The following is a 15,401-nucleotide window of genomic DNA, read 5'->3' on the forward strand; positions in this document are numbered from 1 at the left end:
CACGACAGGAGGAATCACATGCGCAATCGACTGATCGGAACGACCGCGGTGGCCGCGGCATCCGTCATCGTGCTGGCGGGATGCAGCAACGACGCCGGCACCGCGGAAGACGTCGACTTCTCGGCGACGCCCACCGGAACCCTCGCGGCGTGGGGCTTCGAGAACGCCGACGACGTCGGCACCGCGCGACTCGACTACGCGGCGGAGCAGCTGTCGGATGTCGAGGTGCAGCTGGATGCCACGGCCTTCGACTCGCAGAAGTTCACGACCCGCATCGCGAGCGGCGACGTGCCCGACGTCGTGCAGATGGACCGCCGCTACGTGACCCAGTACGCGGCACAGGGCCTCATCATGCCGCTCGACAGCTGCTTCGAGGCACAGGACGTCGACGCGGACGACCGGTGGTACGAGTCGGTCGTCGACGACGTGCGCTACGAGGATCAGGTGTGGGGAGCGCCGCAGTTCTACCAGCCGCCGGCCATCATCCTGAACAAGCGGGTGATGGATGCCGCGGGCGTGACGGCGGACGAGATCGACACCTCGCAGCCCGACGTCCTGCTGGCCGCCATCGAGAAGATGTACCAGGAATCCGGCGGCGTTCCGACGCGGCTGGGCCTCGACCCGGTGTCGACCGGTCAGTCCGCGCTGTGGATCCTCGGCGCGGGCGGCCAGCTCACCGATGACGACGGCGTGCCGACCCTCGACGACCCGAGCAACCTCGCGGGCATGGAGCTGCTGCAGCGGATCAACGACGCGCAGGGCGGGTTCGCGCAGGTGAAGAGCTTCACCGACGCGTTCGACACGTTCGGCGATGCGAACCAGTACGTCACCGATCAGGTCGGTGCGCAGGTCAACGCGCAGTGGTACCCGAACGTCCTCTCGCCCTACCTCGAGCAGATCGACATCGAGGCGGTGCCGTTCCGCGACAGCGACGGTGAGCCGTTCTCGGTGTCCGGCGGCCAGGCTTTCGTCATCCCGGCCGGAGCGAAGAACCCCGGCGCGGCCTGCGCGTGGGTCTCGGCTCTGACGAGCGGCGAGGCGTGGAACGCGGCGGGCGAAGCACGCGCTGCGACGCGTGCCGCCGACGGCGGCGCCAACACCGGCCTGTTCACGGGATCGCCGCAGCCCGACCAGGAGATCCGCGAGAAGTGGGTCACGCCGTCGGGCAACGAGGGCTTCGACCAGGTCGTAGCGACCTACTACGACGTGGTCGATTACGGCACCTCGTTCGGGTCCTCCCCCGCCGGGCAGGACATCCAGAACGAGCTGAACAACGCGGTGACGGCGGCCCTCCTCGGCGACAAGACCGCCGAGGAAGCGCTCGCGGACGCACAGGATGCCGCCATGCGGGCCTACGAGAACGCCGTAGCGTCGCGCTGACGGTGCGGTACCTGGTCACCACCCGCCGATAATGGGCGGATGGAGCCGTGGGAGATGCACGCCTGGTACGCCGATTACCTGGAAGCCTGCAACCGCCACGACCTCGACGCCATTCGCTCGTTCATCGACCCGAACGTCCGGCGAGCGCACCTGCCGGGCGGAGCCGACGCCTGGATGACCGACGTCGTCGAGGTGCTCGATGCCTTTCCCGATTGGCAGGTGCGCCGCATCCAGCTCGTCGTGGAGGACGACCGCATCGCCGCGCATGTGCGCGCCAGCGGCACGCACATCGGGCCGTTCCGCGGTATCCGGCCCACCCGACGGCACGTCAATGTCGCGGAGTTCGGCTTCCTGCGGCTGGCGGGAGGCCGGATCGTCGATTTCGCGGGCACCACCGACCACGCCGCCCTGCTGACCCAGTTGCGCGACTGAACCGGAAGGAACCACATGACCGACATCGACTGGTCCGTAGGATCATGGACCAACGAACCCGCGGAGGCCGTGCTCGACGGCGACGACCTGTTCGTCACGGCACGCGAGGGGAGCGATGCCTGGCGCGTGACGTCGTATGGGTTCGTCCACGACGACGAACACGCTCTGCTCGCCCCGATGCAGCCCGACACCGCCGTCGAAGTAGCGTTCGTCCTCGACTTCGCCGCGCAGTTCGATCAGGCAGGCGTCTTCCTGCGCGTCGACGACGAGACGTGGATCAAGGCGGGGATCGAGCACAGCGACGGCGCCGACAGTCTGGGCGCGGTGGTGACCCGCGGGATGTCGGACTGGTCGCTCTCGCCCGTTGCCGACTGGGCTGGTCGCGTCGTCACCGTGCGCGCGAGCAGGTCGGGCGACGCCGTCACGATCAGGGCCCGCGTCGACGAGGAGGACTGGCGGCTCGTCCGGGTGGCGCCGCTCGATCCTCGGGCGGAGGTCGCGGCCGGGCCGTTCTGCTGCGCGCCGACGCGCGCCGGTCTCACGGTTCGATTCGTGTCGTGGCGGAGCGTACCCGCCGACGCGTCGCTGCATCCCGACCACTGAAGCGCCGACGCGCCCACCGGTCGACACCAGCCGCCGCCCACACCGCGGCCAGCCCTCCGACGACGACGATGCCCTGCATCGCCAGCGCGTAGCCGCCGCTCGTGGCGTTCGCCTCGACCAGCCGCGGACCGACGATGGGCGGCACGAGCGCGACGACGACGACGACCCACGACAGCGGGTGCCGCCCCCGTGCGATCACCCAGCCGCCCACCCCGGCGAGCAGCGCGATGAACCCCTGGTTGAGCACGACCTCCCACAGCGGATCGAGGTGCGCGAGGTGGCCCGCACCGCGCAGCAACCCGAAGGTGGCCCACAGGAACAGCGCGACGCACGCGAGGGTCACGCCGCCCAGACGACGCATCGGCGAGGTGGGCAGCACGGCGAGTGCGGCGACGAGGGTCGCGACCACGAGCACGAACTGGAGCGTGTCGACGTACGGCATGTCGTTGGTGATGGTGCCGGCGTACATCTCGGCCTGCACGATCGCGGAGAAGTCGGAAGCGACGGCGAGGTAGGTCGCGAACATCGCCGCGACGATCGCGGCACCGTACCGGGCTCCTCGATCGAAACGCAGGCCGTCGTCCATGGTGTGAGAGTAGCCTGATCGCCGAGGACCGAGGGAGGGGACCCATGGCCGACGCGGATCGCGATGAGACCGACGCCTCCTGGGCCAGCCGACGCCCGTCGCGCCGCGACTTCCTCCGCCGCGCGGGCCTGGGAGCCGCGGGCCTGGCGATCGGGGGCTCGGCCGGTGCCGCGGTGACGGCGGCGATGACCGCGCACCCGCCCGAGTTCGCGCCCCTCGCGGCGCGCAGCGTCGCCGGGTTCGACCACGTCGTGGTGCTCATGTTCGAGAACCGCAGCTTCGACAACCTGCTCGGCCACCTCTACACGGCCGATGAGAAGAGCGCGGCCGAGTTCGACGGCATCCTGCAGGGCGACTACGCCAACACCGCACCCGACGGCACGGCCGTGCCCGCGCACGTATACACGGGCGCGACCGACCACATCATGCAGCAGCCGCAGCCCGACCCCGGCGAGACCTACCCCCACGTCAACACCCAGCTGTTCGGGACGATCGACCCGCCCGCCAACGCCGACATCGCCCGCAACGGACTGCAGCCGCCGTACAACGCACCCGCCGCCGGGAGCGCACCGCGTAACGACGGCTTCGTGCACGACTACATCGTCAACTACCGCCTCGCCAAGAAGCGCGAGCCGACCGCTGATGAGTACACGACGGCGATGGGCGGCTTCGCGCCCGAGATGCTGCCGGTGGTGTCGACCCTCGCCCGCGAGTTCGCGGTCTACGACCGCTGGTTCGCCGGGGTGCCGTCGCAGACGTTCTGCAACCGCAGCTTCTTCCACGCCTCGACCTCGCACGGCTACGTCGTCAACCACACCGGCGACAACTACGACAAGTGGATCGACGCCCCCGCGGCACCCACGATCTTCAACCGGCTCGAAGACGCCGGCCTGTCGTGGCGCGTCTACTACGACGCGACGCAGCTCGTCTCGCTCACCGGCATGCTCCACGCGCCCGTGCTCGAGCGCTACTGGAAGACGAACTTCCGCGTCATGGAGCAGTTCTACGAGGATGCCGCGAACGGCGAGCTGCCCGACTACGCGTTCATCGAGCCGCGGATGGTCTTCAACCACAACGACATGCACCCGCCATGGGGCGCGACCCGCGAGGGCGAGCTCGAGCTGCCCGACGGCAGCCGCATCCGCATCGCCAACAGCGCCGACAGCGACGTCCGCGCCGGCGACAAGCTCGCGCAGGACGTCTACGACGCGATCCGCACGAGTGCGTCGACCTCCGGCTCGAACGCCATGAACACCGCGCTCGTCATCACCTTCGACGAGCACGGCGGCACCTTCGATCACGTCGCCCCGCCGTCGGCAGCGCCGCCCGACGCGAGCGGTCCCGGCGAGATGGGCTTCACGTTCGATCGCCTCGGTCTCCGGGTGCCGGCCATCGTGGTGAGCGCTTACACCGCGGCCGGAACCGTGATCCACGACGAGATGCACCACGGCTCGGTGACCAACACCCTGTGCCGGCTGCACGGGCTGCGGCCGCTCAACGTCCGCGACGAGACCGCCAACCCGATCTTCAACGCGGTCAACCTCACGACGCCGCGCCAGCCCTACACCTGGCCGCAGCCGCAGTCGCTGTATGTGCCACCCAATCCCGAGAAGGGCACGGCCAAGGCCCCCGACGAGAAGCACCACAAGCGCCCGCTCACCCCACCGGCGCGCGGACTGCTCGGGCTCCTGGCCGCCCGATTCGACCCCGGCAGCACGTTGCCATCCACATACGGCGAGGCCTACGACGCCCTGGTCGAGCACGGCACCGGCCTCTTCGGCGCGTACAACCCCTGACCCCCCAACTAGACTGATCGCGTCCGGCATCCCGAGTCCTGGAGTCCAGCCGCGTGAGCACCCCTGTCGCAGATACCGTCGAGAACGCCACCGCCACTCCGGAGCGTGAGCAGCCCTACGGAGCCCTGGGCCTCAAGCCCGACGAATACGCGAAGATCCGCGAGATCCTCGGCCGCCGCCCCACCTCGGGCGAGCTGGCGATGTACTCGGTCATGTGGAGCGAGCACTGCTCCTACAAGTCGAGCAAGAACTACCTGCGCCGCTTCGGCCAGAAGGTCTCCGACGAGATGAAGACCCGCCTCATGGTCGGCATGGGCCAGAACGCGGGCGTCGTCGACGTCGGCGAGGGATGGGCGGTGACCTTCAAGGTCGAGTCGCACAACCACCCGAGCTACATCGAACCGTTCCAGGGCGCCGCGACCGGTGTCGGCGGCATCGTCCGCGACATCATCTCGATGGGAGCGCGTCCTGTCGCGGTCATGGACCAGCTGCGCTTCGGCGCCATCGACCACCCCGACACCGCCCGCGTCGTGTATGGCGTCGTCAGCGGCATCTCGTTCTACGGCAACTGCCTGGGCCTGCCGAACATCGGCGGAGAGACGGTCTTCGACTCGGTCTACCAGGGCAACCCGCTCGTCAATGCGCTGGCCGTCGGCGTCATGCGCCACGAGGACATCAAGCTCGCGAACGCCACCGGTGCGGGCAACAAGGTCGTGCTGTTCGGCGCGCGCACGGGCGGCGACGGCATCGGCGGCGCCTCCATCCTCGCGTCCGACACCTTCGCCGACGGCGGGCCCACCAAGCGCCCCGCGGTGCAGGTCGGCGACCCGTTCGCGGAGAAGGTGCTCATCGAGTGCTGCCTCGAGCTGTACGCGGGCGAACTCGTCGAGGCGATCCAGGACCTCGGCGCCGCGGGCATCTCGTGCGCCACGAGCGAGCTCGCCGCGAACGGCGGCTCGGGCATGCGCGTCGACCTCGAGAACGTGTTGCTGCGCGACCCCTCGCTCACGCCCGAGGAGATCCTCATGAGCGAGAGCCAGGAACGCATGATGGCGATCGTCGCTCCCGAGAAGCTCGATGCGTTCCTCGCCGTCGTCGGCAAGTGGGATGTCGAGACGAGCGTGCTCGGCGAGGTGACCGGCGACGGCCGCCTGCAGATCTTCTGGCACGGCGAGCAGATCGTCGACGTCGACCCCTCGACCGTCGCGGTCGACGGCCCGGTCTACGACCGCCCGGTCGCCTACCCGACCTGGATCGACGGCCTGCAGGCCGACTCGGCGGCATCCCTCCCCCGCGCCACCGACGGCGACGCGCTGCGCGAACAGTTCCTCCAGCTCGTGGCGAGCCCGAACCTCGCCGACACGTCGTGGATCACCAACCAGTACGACTACTACGTGCTGGGCAACACCGCCCTGAGCTTCCCCGACGACGCCGGCATGATCCGCGTCGACGAAGAGTCGGGCCTCGGCTTCGCGATCGCGACCGACTGCAACGGCCGCTACTGCCAGCTCGACCCGTACGCCGGCGCCCAGCTCGCCCTCGCCGAGGCGTACCGCAACGTCGCCGTCACCGGCGCGAACCCCACCGCAGTCACCGACTGCCTCAACTTCGGCAGCCCCGAGAACCCCGAGGTGATGTGGCAGTTCGGTCAGGCCGTCGACGGCCTCTCCGACGCCTGCCTCGAGCTCGGCGTGCCCGTCACGGGCGGCAACGTCTCGTTCTACAACCAGACCGGCGACCAGCCGATCTTCCCGACCCCGGTGGTCGGTGTGCTCGGCATCGTCGACGATGTCGCCCGCCGCATCCCGTCGGGCTGGCAGGACGCCGGCGAGAACATCTACCTGCTCGGCACGACCGCCGAGGAGCTCGACGGCTCGGCGTGGGCCGACACCATCCACGGCCACCTCGGCGGACGGCCCCCGAAGGTCGACCTCGCCGCCGAGAAGCGTCTGGCCGGCCTCATCCAGGCCGCCTCGCAGCAGGGACTCATCTCGGCCGCGCACGACCTGTCGACCGGCGGCCTCGGCCAAGCCCTCGCCGAAGCGACGACCCGCTTCGGCGTCGGCGCACGCGTCTGGCTCAGCGAGATCGTCGAGCGCGACGGCGTCGACGTCGCGACCGCGCTGTTCAGCGAGTCGACCGGCCGCGTGATCGTGTCGGTGCCACGCGAGGAGGACGTCAAGTTCCGCGGGCTCTGCGAGGGACGCAACTACCCCGTCATCCGCATCGGCGTGACGGATGCCGCCGAGGGCGTCGAGTCCGTGCTCGACGTCCAGGGTCTGTTCTCGGTGCCCGTCGCCGAGATCCGCGCCACGTCGCGCGCGACGCTGCCCGCCGCCTTCGGCGAGATCGTCGACGAGGTGCCGACGTCATGAGCGCGTCATGAGCGGGCGCGACCTGACGCCGCCGGGTGAGGACGACGAGTACGCCGGCTTCGCGCGCGGACGCTCGCGTCGCATGCGCGTGACCGCGTGGGTCGCGATCGTCTCGCTCATCCTCGTCGGCGGCGGCTCCACCGTCTTCGCGCTGCTCTTCGGCTGATACAGCTGCAGGACTCGTGGGGCTGCTGTGGCCTCACAGCCGGTTCGACCGCGCACCAGCACCACCGATCCGACAGGTGTATCCCCAGCCGGGACGAAGACGGGACTCGGCGAGGTGCGTAGGCTGAAGGGGTGGATCCGATCCTCATGCTCGCGGCCGAGTGGTGGTGGATCGCGCCGGCGGGAGCCAGCGCGGGCGCCCTCGGCTGGGCCGGCCTGCGCCGGGGACGACCGTCGCAGCGTCGCCTCGAGCTCGATGCCGCGCAGCTCGACCTGCGCCGGGCGCAACAGGCTGTGACGCACGCTCGCGCGCAGCTGAAGGTGGCCCGCGCGGAACTGATGCGCGCCCAGGCCGAGAAGGCGACCCCGCGCGCGACAGCCGGAGCGGTGCCGGAGGCCCGTCGCCGCCTGCAGATCGCCGAGCGTCAGGCACGCGCCGCCGTGGCCGAGCTGAAGGCGCGCCGCGCGGGCGTGCAGGCGGCGCGGGCGATGATGCCGACCTCGCGCAAGGAGGTCGACCGAATGCCGCTGGCCCGGCTGATGGCCGAGCACGACGTGCTTCTGGCGCGGTGGATGGACTACGAGACGGATGCCGCGAAGGCGATCGGGTTCCCCATGATGCTCGATGCCCGCTGGCCGCCGATGGACCTCTTCCTCCGCGAGCACCAGCAGGCGTCGTGGCTGCGACCGTCCTCGCGCGATGTCCGCATGTCCCCGGCCGATTACAGCGCCTACCGCGAAGCGGTCCGTCGGGCGACCCACGCCTTCGATGCGGCGGAGCGCGCCGCATCGCAGGGTACGCCGCGCGCGCTTCCCGAACCCGATGACCGTTCGCCCGACTGGGCGGAGGTCGCGCAGGACCTTCTCGACAACGCGCAGCGCGCGATCACCCGGTCGACCGAGATGTGGAACCGGATGCGGCGCGATCGCCCCGTCCGCCCCCGGCGTCCCTCATCACCCGAGTGACACAGCGCCCCGGGGCTAGCATGGCGGTGTGGATGGATTCTGGTCCGGACTGTGGCAGTTCGCCGGCAACTACTGGTGGCTGATCTTCATCATCGGACCCGCAGCCGGCGGCGCGGCGAAGGCTCTCGAACAGTCCGCGCGGCGACGGCACAAGCGCCGTCTCGAGATCATCCGCGCCAAGGCCGAGGCGAAGAGCATCATGCGCTCCGGTGCCGTCCGAGCCGGCGACGCGTCGCCGGTCGCCGCGGATGACGAACAGCTGAGCACCGGCGCTCGCCTGCAACAGCTCTTCGACGCCCATGACGACCTGACGCACCGCTGGCTCGAGTACGAACTCGATGTCGCGAAGCTCATCGCCTTCCCGGCCATGAGCGACGGACGGCAACCGCTCACCGCCGCGTTCCTGCGCGCGAAGAAGGTCGCTGACGGCCTGCGCCCACCGACGACGTCGGCGCGCATCGGTTCCGCCGACCTGACGGCCTACCGCGATGCGCTCACCGACGCCGAGGTCGCCTTCGACGTCGCGGAACGCGACGCCCGCCGTCAGCGCGATCGGGCCTTCAGCGAGCCGGAGCGCCGCCGACTCGACACGGCCAAGCGTCTGCTCAACGTCGCGGTGGACGAAGCTGCCACGCCCGCCGAGCGCCGAACGGCGTACGAGCGCGTGCGAGCCGAGCTCGACGGGCTCATCGCGGTGTCGGATGCCGCGATGGAGCGTCTGGCCGAGAAAGCTGCCCTGCAGCTGCCGCCGACGGCATCCTGACGCACGAAACCCCCCGGGGAGGCCCCGGGGGGTTTCGTTGTCCGTCAGACGGGATCAGCTGGTCTGGAGGCCGTCGACCTGGCTGCCGTACTCCTCGAGCCAGGCGGTGATCGCCTCGGCTTCCTTGCCCTCGCCGTACTGGTTGACGACCATGTCCTCGAGCGCCGCGTACTGCTCGTCGTCCAGCTTGATCTTTCCGATCAGCTCAGCCGCCTCGGGGTGCTCGTCGGCGAAGCCGGACGTGGCGAGGAAGTGCAGCGCCTCGGTGTCGCCCATCGCACCGCGCGGGTCTTCGAGGTCCTTGAGGCCGTAGCGTTCGTTGGCCCAGAACGGACGCCACGAGGTCACGACGATGTCGCGCTGCGCCGCGATCGCGGTGTCGAGCTCGGTGAGCATCGCCGCGGTCGACGAGGTGACGAGCTCGTACGTGCCGTCGAGGCCGTACTCGGGGATCATCGACTCCTGCGTCTGCTTGGTCAGACCCGCGCCCGGCTCGATGCCGTAGATCTGGCCGCCGAAGCGGTCGGCGTTGGCGGCGAGGTCCTCGATCGAGGTGATGTCGACGTACTCGGGCACCGCGATCGTGAGCTTGGCGTTGTCGTAGTACGCGCCGAGGTCGTCGATCTGGTCGCCGTAGCGCTCCATGTACGAGGCGTGGGTGAGCTCGGGCCAGGCCGACGGGTAGATGTCGACGTCGCCCTGCGCGAGACCGGCGTAGAGCGGGCCCGCCTCGGTGAGCTCCTGCATCTCGACGGTGTAGCCGAGCTGCTCGAGCTGGTTCTCGAGCAGGTACGCGGTGCTGAGGCCGTCGGTCCACGAGGGCAGGTAGCCCAGCGTGATGGTTCCCTTGCTGTCGCCGTTCTCGCCAGAGCCGCCTTCGGCCTGGTTACCGCTCGCGCAGCCGGCCAGGGCGAGGGATGCCGCGGCGCCGAGCGCCACGATCCCGGTGAGGTGTCGCTTGTTCATCGTGTGCCTTCCGTATGGATTCATTTCGTTCCGTATGGGTGGTGCAGGGAGGATACGTTCGGATGCCGCGGGGTCAGGCGGCGGGGGCGAGCTCGCGCTTCTCCGCGGCAGTGGCGGCGGCCGCGGCTGTCCGGCGACGGCCGATCACGCCGAGGATCGACCCCTTCTGGCCCTTCATGTCGCCGAGGGCGGAGGTCAGGCGATCGAGGTAGATCGCGAGGATGACGACGCTGAGGCCCGCCTCGACACCGGTGCCGATGTTGACGGTCGACATCGCCTGGACGATCTCCTTGCCGAGCCCGGGCGCACCAGCGATACCGGCGATGACGGCCATCGAGAGCGCGAGCATGATCACCTGGTTGACGCCGGTCATGATCGTCGGCATGGCGAGCGGCAGCTGCACGCCGCGCAGGATCTGCCCCGGCGTGGCGCCGAATGCGTGCCCGGCCTCGACCGTCTCGGAATCGACGCTGCGGATACCGAGCTCGGTCAGGCGCACGCCCGGGGGAAGCGCGAAGATCACGGTCGCGACCAGACCCGGTACGAAGCCGATGCTGAAGAACACGATCGCGGGGATCAGGTACACGAACCCGGGCATCGCCTGCATGAGGTCGAGCACGGGCTTGATCACCGCGCTGAAGCGGTCGCTGCGGGCGGCGAGGATGCCGAGTGGCACAGCGATGACGACGGCGATGACCGTCGCGATGACGACGAGCGCGAGCGTCTGCATCGCGGTGACCCACTGTCCGACGCCGAGGATGATCGCGAACGAGATCGCGGTGCCGATCGCGAACTTCCACGACCGCAGGAACCAGCCGAGCAGTGCTGCGACGACGATGACGACGACGATCGGGGCGCTCAGCAGCAGGTCGGCGAGCGAGCCGACGAGCCAGCCGACGGCGGTGGAGATCGCGCCGAGCAGCCACGAGACGTTGTCGCGGATCCAGTCGACCGCGACCTCGGCCCACTGGCCGAGCGGAATGCGGAAACCATCCATCAGCGCACCTCCCCGTTCTGGAGAGCGGCGCCGTCGACGGCGGTCGCCTCCGCGAGCACCTCGTCGATCGCGGCCTGCGGCATCGGCTGCAGCGGGATCGTGATCTCCTCCGTCGCGCCGGGGCCGGGGCCGAGGGCGGCGAGCAGGGTGATGCGGGGGATGACGCCGACGAGGCGCCCGTCCGCATCGGTGACGGCGAGCGGCAGCGGCGACTCGACGGCCGGGACGAAGAGGTTCATGAGGACCTCGTCCTGGCTCACGGTCTGCGGCGCGGGCTTGATGACCGACGACAGCGCCGACTCGCCGCGGCGGACGAGCTTGACGGCGTCGCGGTCGGTGACGACACCCAGCAGCTTGCGGTCGCGGCCCACGACGTAGGCGGCCGACATGAAGGCATCCCGCATCTGCTTGAGGGCGACGCGCGGTCCGGCGGACTCGGCGACGACGGGACGCGGCCGCTCCATGACGTTCGCGGCCGTCAGCACACGGGCACGGTCGACGTCCTGCACGAACTGCTCGACGTAGTCGTTGGCCGGGTCGGTGAGGATGTCTTCGGGCGTGCCGATCTGCACGATGCGGCCGTCACGCATGACCGCGATGCGGTCGCCGAGGAACATGGCCTCGTTGAGGTCGTGCGTGATGAAGATGATCGTCTTCTGAAGCTTCTGCTGCAGTTCGAGCAGCTGCTCCTGCATCTCGCGGCGGATGAGCGGGTCGAGTGCGCTGAACGCCTCGTCCATGAGCAGGATGTCGCTGTCGGCGGCGAGCGCGCGAGCGATGCCGACACGCTGCTGCATCCCGCCGGAGAGGGCGGACGGGAGCTTGTCGCCCCAGCCCTCGAGTCCGACGAGGGAGAGGATCTCCTCGGCCTTCGCGAGGCGCTCGGTCTTCCCGACGCCGCGCAGCTCGAGCGGGTAAGCGACGTTCGCGGCGACGCTGCGATGGGGAAGCAGCGCGAAGTGCTGGAAGACCATCGCGATGCGCTCTCGACGGATGCTGCGCAGGCGAGCGGGGGCGACGTCGGTGATCGAGTCGCCCTTCACCGTGATCGTTCCGGCGGTGGCGTCGTGCAGCCCGTTGAGCATGCGGATCAGAGTCGACTTGCCCGAGCCGGAGAGGCCCATGATGACGAAGATCTCACCGGGCTGGACGGTGAAGGAGGCATCGATGACGGCGGCGGTCCCGGCGTCGGCGATCTCGTTGCGCTGGGCTCCGGCCCGCAGCTTCTCGACGACGGACTTCGGGTTGCGCCCGAAGACCTTGTACAGATTCTTGGCTTCCAGAGCGGGGGAAGTCGCTTCCCCCGGAGAAGACGGACTGGTCACAGGTCACCTCGGCAGCCGGTGCAGGCTGCATCGGTTACGCCCGGGTGGCGACCTCCTGGCGCGCGTCTCGCGACGGCGTCTCGGCTGCGGATGTCGGATCCACGAGCACAGGCCGCCGACCATACGTTCGCCGGTCTGGCACCCCCAGGGTTGCCACCAGCGACCGCGGACTGGTCGGGTAGTGGCCCGCGGCGGGCCTCATCCAACGTTTCACGTTCGGGGGTCAGTCGCAAATCGGATTCGGGATTTGACCTCTGATCGGCCATTCCGATATTCGCGCGCGCACGCGCAGGTGTCGTCGAAGCGACTGAGCCTCAGTCCGCGATGTCCTCGGCCGCGATGCGGTGATGCCGGATGACCTCGGCGACGACGAACCCGAACCACTTCTGGGCGAACTCGGGGTCGAGGTCGGCCTCTTCGGCGAGACGCCGCAGGCGAGCGATCTGCCGCTCCTCCCGGCCGGGGTCGGAGGCGGGCATGCCGTGAGTCGCCTTGAGCTCACCGACCTGCTTCGTGCAGCGGAACCGCTCGGCCAGCATGAAGACGAGCGCGGCGTCGATGTTGTCGATGCTCGCCCGCAGTCGGTGGAGTTCGGTCGTGGCGTCGGTCATGGTGGCTCCTTCCCTCGCCGACCCTATCTGCTCGGCAGGCGCTCGCGACCCCACCGCGAGCCGTGAACCCCGCGCCTAGAGTGTGACCATGACGAAGCCTCGCTCGAACAGCCCAGCTCCCGCGGCGCCCTCCGCTCCGGTGGCCGGGCCGGCCACGCGTGATCAGCCCATCTGGGGCGCGCTGTCCCGGCCGTTCGCGGCCGGCTTCTTCCTGGCGCTGGGAGCCCTCGCGGCGATCGTCCTGGGGCTGGCGGTCTCCAGCCTGTCGACGGTTCTCATCTACGTCGCGATCGCACTGTTCGTCGCCCTGGCGCTCGACCCCGTGGTGCGGTTCCTCGTGCGGCGCGGCATCCCGCGCGCCTGGGGCATCGTCATCACGTTCGCCGCGCTCGCGCTCATCATCGCCGGCATCCTGTGGGTCGTCCTGCCGCCGGTCGTCCGCCAGGTCGAACAGTTCGCGAAGGACGTGCCGTCGATCGTCAACGACATGTTGCGCAGCGACACCGTGCGCTGGTTGGAGAGCACCTTCGGCGACAGCCTGAGCGACGTGCTCAACGAGGTGCAGAGCTTCGTGACCAACCCGTCGAACATCGCGGCGATCGGCGGGGGTCTGCTGCAGGTCGGCGTGAACGTCGTCACGGCCATCTCGGGTTCGATCATCGTGCTGGTGCTGAGCCTGTACTTCCTCGCATCGCTGCCCCGCATGAAGAACGCGCTCGTTCGCATCTCGCCCGCGCGTTCGCGTGCGACCGTCGCCGACATGACCCGGCAGATCACCGAGTCGATCGGTGGCTACCTCTCGGGCATGGTGGTACTCGCGCTCATGAACGCGACCTTCGCGTTCATTCTGCTGACGATCCTCGGGGTTCCGTTCGCGGCGCTGATGGCCGTGCTCGCATTCGCGATCACGCTCATCCCGCTCGTCGGAACCGTGATCTTCTGGGTGGGCGCCTCGGTCATCACGCTGCTGACGAACCCGACCGCCCCACTGCCGGCGATCATCTTCGCCGCGGCCTACCTGCTCTACATGCAGGTCGAGGCATACGTCCTGACGCCGCGCGTCATGAACCGGACGGTGTCGGTCCCGGGGTCGCTCGTGGTCATCGGAGCGCTCGTCGGCGGCACCCTGCTAGGCCTGCTGGGCGCGCTCGTCGCGATCCCGGTCACGGCGTCGATCCTGCTCATCATCAACCAGATCGTCATCCCGCGTCAGGACGCGAAGAAGCTGCCGCACTGAGCCCCGCGGTGGGGGCACGCGATCACGCGACCGGCAGGATGCAGGTCGGGCTCGGGGCCGCTACACGATGGCGCACGCGGCCGGGAACCCCGGTGCGCGGGTCGCGCGTCATCGAGACCACCTCGCTCGAGAGCTGTCCCGCGACGAGCAGGGTGTCGCGCACGACCACGTGGTGGCGCGGCCAATCGACCCCCGCATCGACGAGCGCGAGCTGCTCGAGTCGATCACCGGCACCGCGGACGCGGAGCACCCCGAGGGTGTTGCTGCCGCGGACGCCCGCGTAAACGGTCTCGCCGTCGGGTGTCATGGCGATCTCGGCCGCCGTGTCGTCGTCGAGGGCTCCGAGGAGGCCCGTCGCCGACAGCATCCGCCATTCACCGGCGCGGTCGGCGCCCAGCACGAACACCTCGCGAGAGAGCTCTGTGAGCACGTACAGGTGGCCGCTCGGGTGCCAGAGGGTGTGACGGGGGCCGCTCCCGAGCGGCAGGGCGACCTGCTGGACGAGCCGGAGCCCCCGCGGGTTGTCACGCCAGAACCGCACGAGGTCGAGACCCATGTCGGTCGTCACGATCAGACCGCCCGGAAGGTGTCGCGCCTGGTGCGAGCGCGAGGGGCGTGCGGCCTCGGCATCCTGATCGGGACCGGGATGCGGCGGCGCCGGCACGTCTGAGCCGGGCACCAGGTGCGCGAACTCGGGTCCGGCCGCCTCTCGAAGCGCCCGCGCGGCGGCGGCGAGGTCGAGGTCTTCTGCGGCCGGCTCGGCGGAGGCGTCGGGTCCGTACGGGTCGACGGCCGCTGGCGCGATCACCGGAGCCGACGGGATGCCGGCGTCGTCGAGGCTCATGCGGACGACACGTCCGTCGCTCCAGCAGCTCGCGATGAGCGATGCTCCGTCGGGCGCGACGGCCACGTGGCACACGGCCTCGCCCGCCGGGACGGGACGCCCGAGCGGCGCCCACGCGTCGGGGCCGGTGCGCCGGTAGGCCTGCACCTCGCCGCGGAACTCGAGCGCGGCGTAGACGACATCCCGGCGCGGATGGCGGGCCACCCACGACGGCGACGACGCGGCGACGACCTCGGGCCGCAGCGAGAGCTGACCGTCGGCGGTGGCGCCGTCGGGATCGCCGGCGTGCAGCAGGCCGATGCCCGCGGCCTCGCCGCCCATGTCGGCGGTGTAGCCGCCGAGCAGCAGCCGCACG

15 protein-coding genes are annotated in these 15,401 nt (G+C 70.0%); 9 read left to right on the forward strand and 6 right to left on the reverse strand.

Annotation, left to right across the window (positions count from 1 at the left end; genetic code table 11):
• Positions 1-18: 18 nt before the first annotated feature.
• From ABIC53_RS12005 to ABIC53_RS12015, 3 genes are read left to right on the forward strand one after another with little or no spacing between them, the layout of a single operon-like run.
• Positions 19-1,380: an ABC transporter substrate-binding protein gene (locus ABIC53_RS12005; protein WP_274178080.1), complete on the forward strand. Its 1,362-nt coding sequence runs from the start codon at positions 19-21 to the stop codon at positions 1,378-1,380.
• Between the two features lie 39 nt (positions 1,381-1,419).
• Complete coding sequence (locus ABIC53_RS12010) at positions 1,420-1,812, forward strand: ester cyclase (RefSeq protein WP_112615711.1); 393 nt, start codon at positions 1,420-1,422, stop codon at positions 1,810-1,812.
• 15 nt (positions 1,813-1,827) lie between these two features.
• Positions 1,828-2,415, forward strand: a complete 588-nt coding sequence (locus tag ABIC53_RS12015; RefSeq protein WP_354451626.1) for a DUF1349 domain-containing protein — start codon at positions 1,828-1,830, stop codon at positions 2,413-2,415.
• Here the strand turns inward: ABIC53_RS12015 and ABIC53_RS12020 are convergent.
• Positions 2,351-3,001, reverse strand: coding sequence for a hypothetical protein (locus tag ABIC53_RS12020; RefSeq protein WP_354451628.1), 651 nt, complete (start codon positions 2,999-3,001; stop codon positions 2,351-2,353). The genes ABIC53_RS12015 and ABIC53_RS12020 overlap by 65 nt on opposite strands.
• Before the next feature lie 44 nt (positions 3,002-3,045).
• Between ABIC53_RS12020 and ABIC53_RS12025 the strand changes: the two genes are divergently transcribed.
• The 5 genes from ABIC53_RS12025 (at position 3,046) to ABIC53_RS12045 (ending at position 9,066) form a co-directional block, all read left to right on the forward strand.
• Positions 3,046-4,797, forward strand: a complete 1,752-nt coding sequence (locus tag ABIC53_RS12025) for an alkaline phosphatase family protein (RefSeq protein ID WP_274178077.1) — start codon at positions 3,046-3,048, stop codon at positions 4,795-4,797.
• A 53-nt stretch (positions 4,798-4,850) separates the two neighbouring features.
• Positions 4,851-7,172 carry a phosphoribosylformylglycinamidine synthase subunit PurL gene (gene purL / locus ABIC53_RS12030; RefSeq protein ID WP_354451631.1) on the forward strand — a complete coding sequence of 774 codons (2,322 nt, stop codon included), beginning with the start codon at positions 4,851-4,853 and terminating at the stop codon, positions 7,170-7,172.
• 7 nt (positions 7,173-7,179) lie between these two features.
• Positions 7,180-7,338 (forward strand): hypothetical protein, encoded by a 159-nt coding sequence (locus ABIC53_RS12035; RefSeq protein ID WP_162815495.1) that lies wholly within the window; start codon positions 7,180-7,182, stop codon positions 7,336-7,338.
• Between the two features lie 131 nt (positions 7,339-7,469).
• A complete protein-coding gene (locus ABIC53_RS12040) occupies positions 7,470-8,303 on the forward strand; it encodes an efflux RND transporter periplasmic adaptor subunit (RefSeq protein WP_354451633.1) in 834 nt (277 codons plus the stop codon).
• A gap of 28 nt (positions 8,304-8,331) precedes the next feature.
• The gene (locus ABIC53_RS12045) at positions 8,332-9,066 is read left to right on the forward strand and encodes a hypothetical protein (protein ID WP_269266844.1); all 735 of its coding nucleotides are present in this window, start codon (positions 8,332-8,334) and stop codon (positions 9,064-9,066) included.
• A gap of 54 nt (positions 9,067-9,120) precedes the next feature.
• Here ABIC53_RS12045 and ABIC53_RS12050 read toward each other — a convergent pair whose 3' ends face one another.
• The 4 genes from ABIC53_RS12050 to ABIC53_RS12065 form a co-directional block, all read right to left on the reverse strand.
• Positions 9,121-10,032: a glycine betaine ABC transporter substrate-binding protein gene (locus tag ABIC53_RS12050; protein WP_120263833.1), complete on the reverse strand. Its 912-nt coding sequence runs from the start codon at positions 10,030-10,032 to the stop codon at positions 9,121-9,123.
• A gap of 73 nt (positions 10,033-10,105) precedes the next feature.
• A complete protein-coding gene (locus ABIC53_RS12055; RefSeq protein WP_114588893.1) occupies positions 10,106-11,029 on the reverse strand; it encodes an ABC transporter permease in 924 nt (307 codons plus the stop codon).
• Positions 11,029-12,354 carry a quaternary amine ABC transporter ATP-binding protein gene (locus tag ABIC53_RS12060; protein WP_269266842.1) on the reverse strand — a complete coding sequence of 442 codons (1,326 nt, stop codon included), beginning with the start codon at positions 12,352-12,354 and terminating at the stop codon, positions 11,029-11,031. The genes ABIC53_RS12055 and ABIC53_RS12060 overlap by 1 nt, the downstream gene beginning before the upstream one ends.
• A gap of 314 nt (positions 12,355-12,668) precedes the next feature.
• The gene (locus ABIC53_RS12065; RefSeq protein ID WP_023953263.1) at positions 12,669-12,965 is read right to left on the reverse strand and encodes a chorismate mutase; all 297 of its coding nucleotides are present in this window, start codon (positions 12,963-12,965) and stop codon (positions 12,669-12,671) included.
• An 88-nt stretch (positions 12,966-13,053) separates the two neighbouring features.
• Between ABIC53_RS12065 and ABIC53_RS12070 the strand changes: the two genes are divergently transcribed.
• Positions 13,054-14,202, forward strand: a complete 1,149-nt coding sequence (locus tag ABIC53_RS12070; RefSeq protein WP_274178072.1) for an AI-2E family transporter — start codon at positions 13,054-13,056, stop codon at positions 14,200-14,202.
• A 22-nt stretch (positions 14,203-14,224) separates the two neighbouring features.
• On the opposite strand, the gene ABIC53_RS12075 is transcribed toward ABIC53_RS12070, so the two are convergent.
• Complete coding sequence (locus ABIC53_RS12075) at positions 14,225-15,400, reverse strand: lactonase family protein (protein WP_274178071.1); 1,176 nt, start codon at positions 15,398-15,400, stop codon at positions 14,225-14,227.
• Position 15,401: the final 1 nt, after the last annotated feature.

The organism is Microbacterium sp. 1262, assembly GCF_040544895.1.
GTDB lineage: Bacteria > Actinomycetota > Actinomycetes > Actinomycetales > Microbacteriaceae > Microbacterium > Microbacterium plantarum.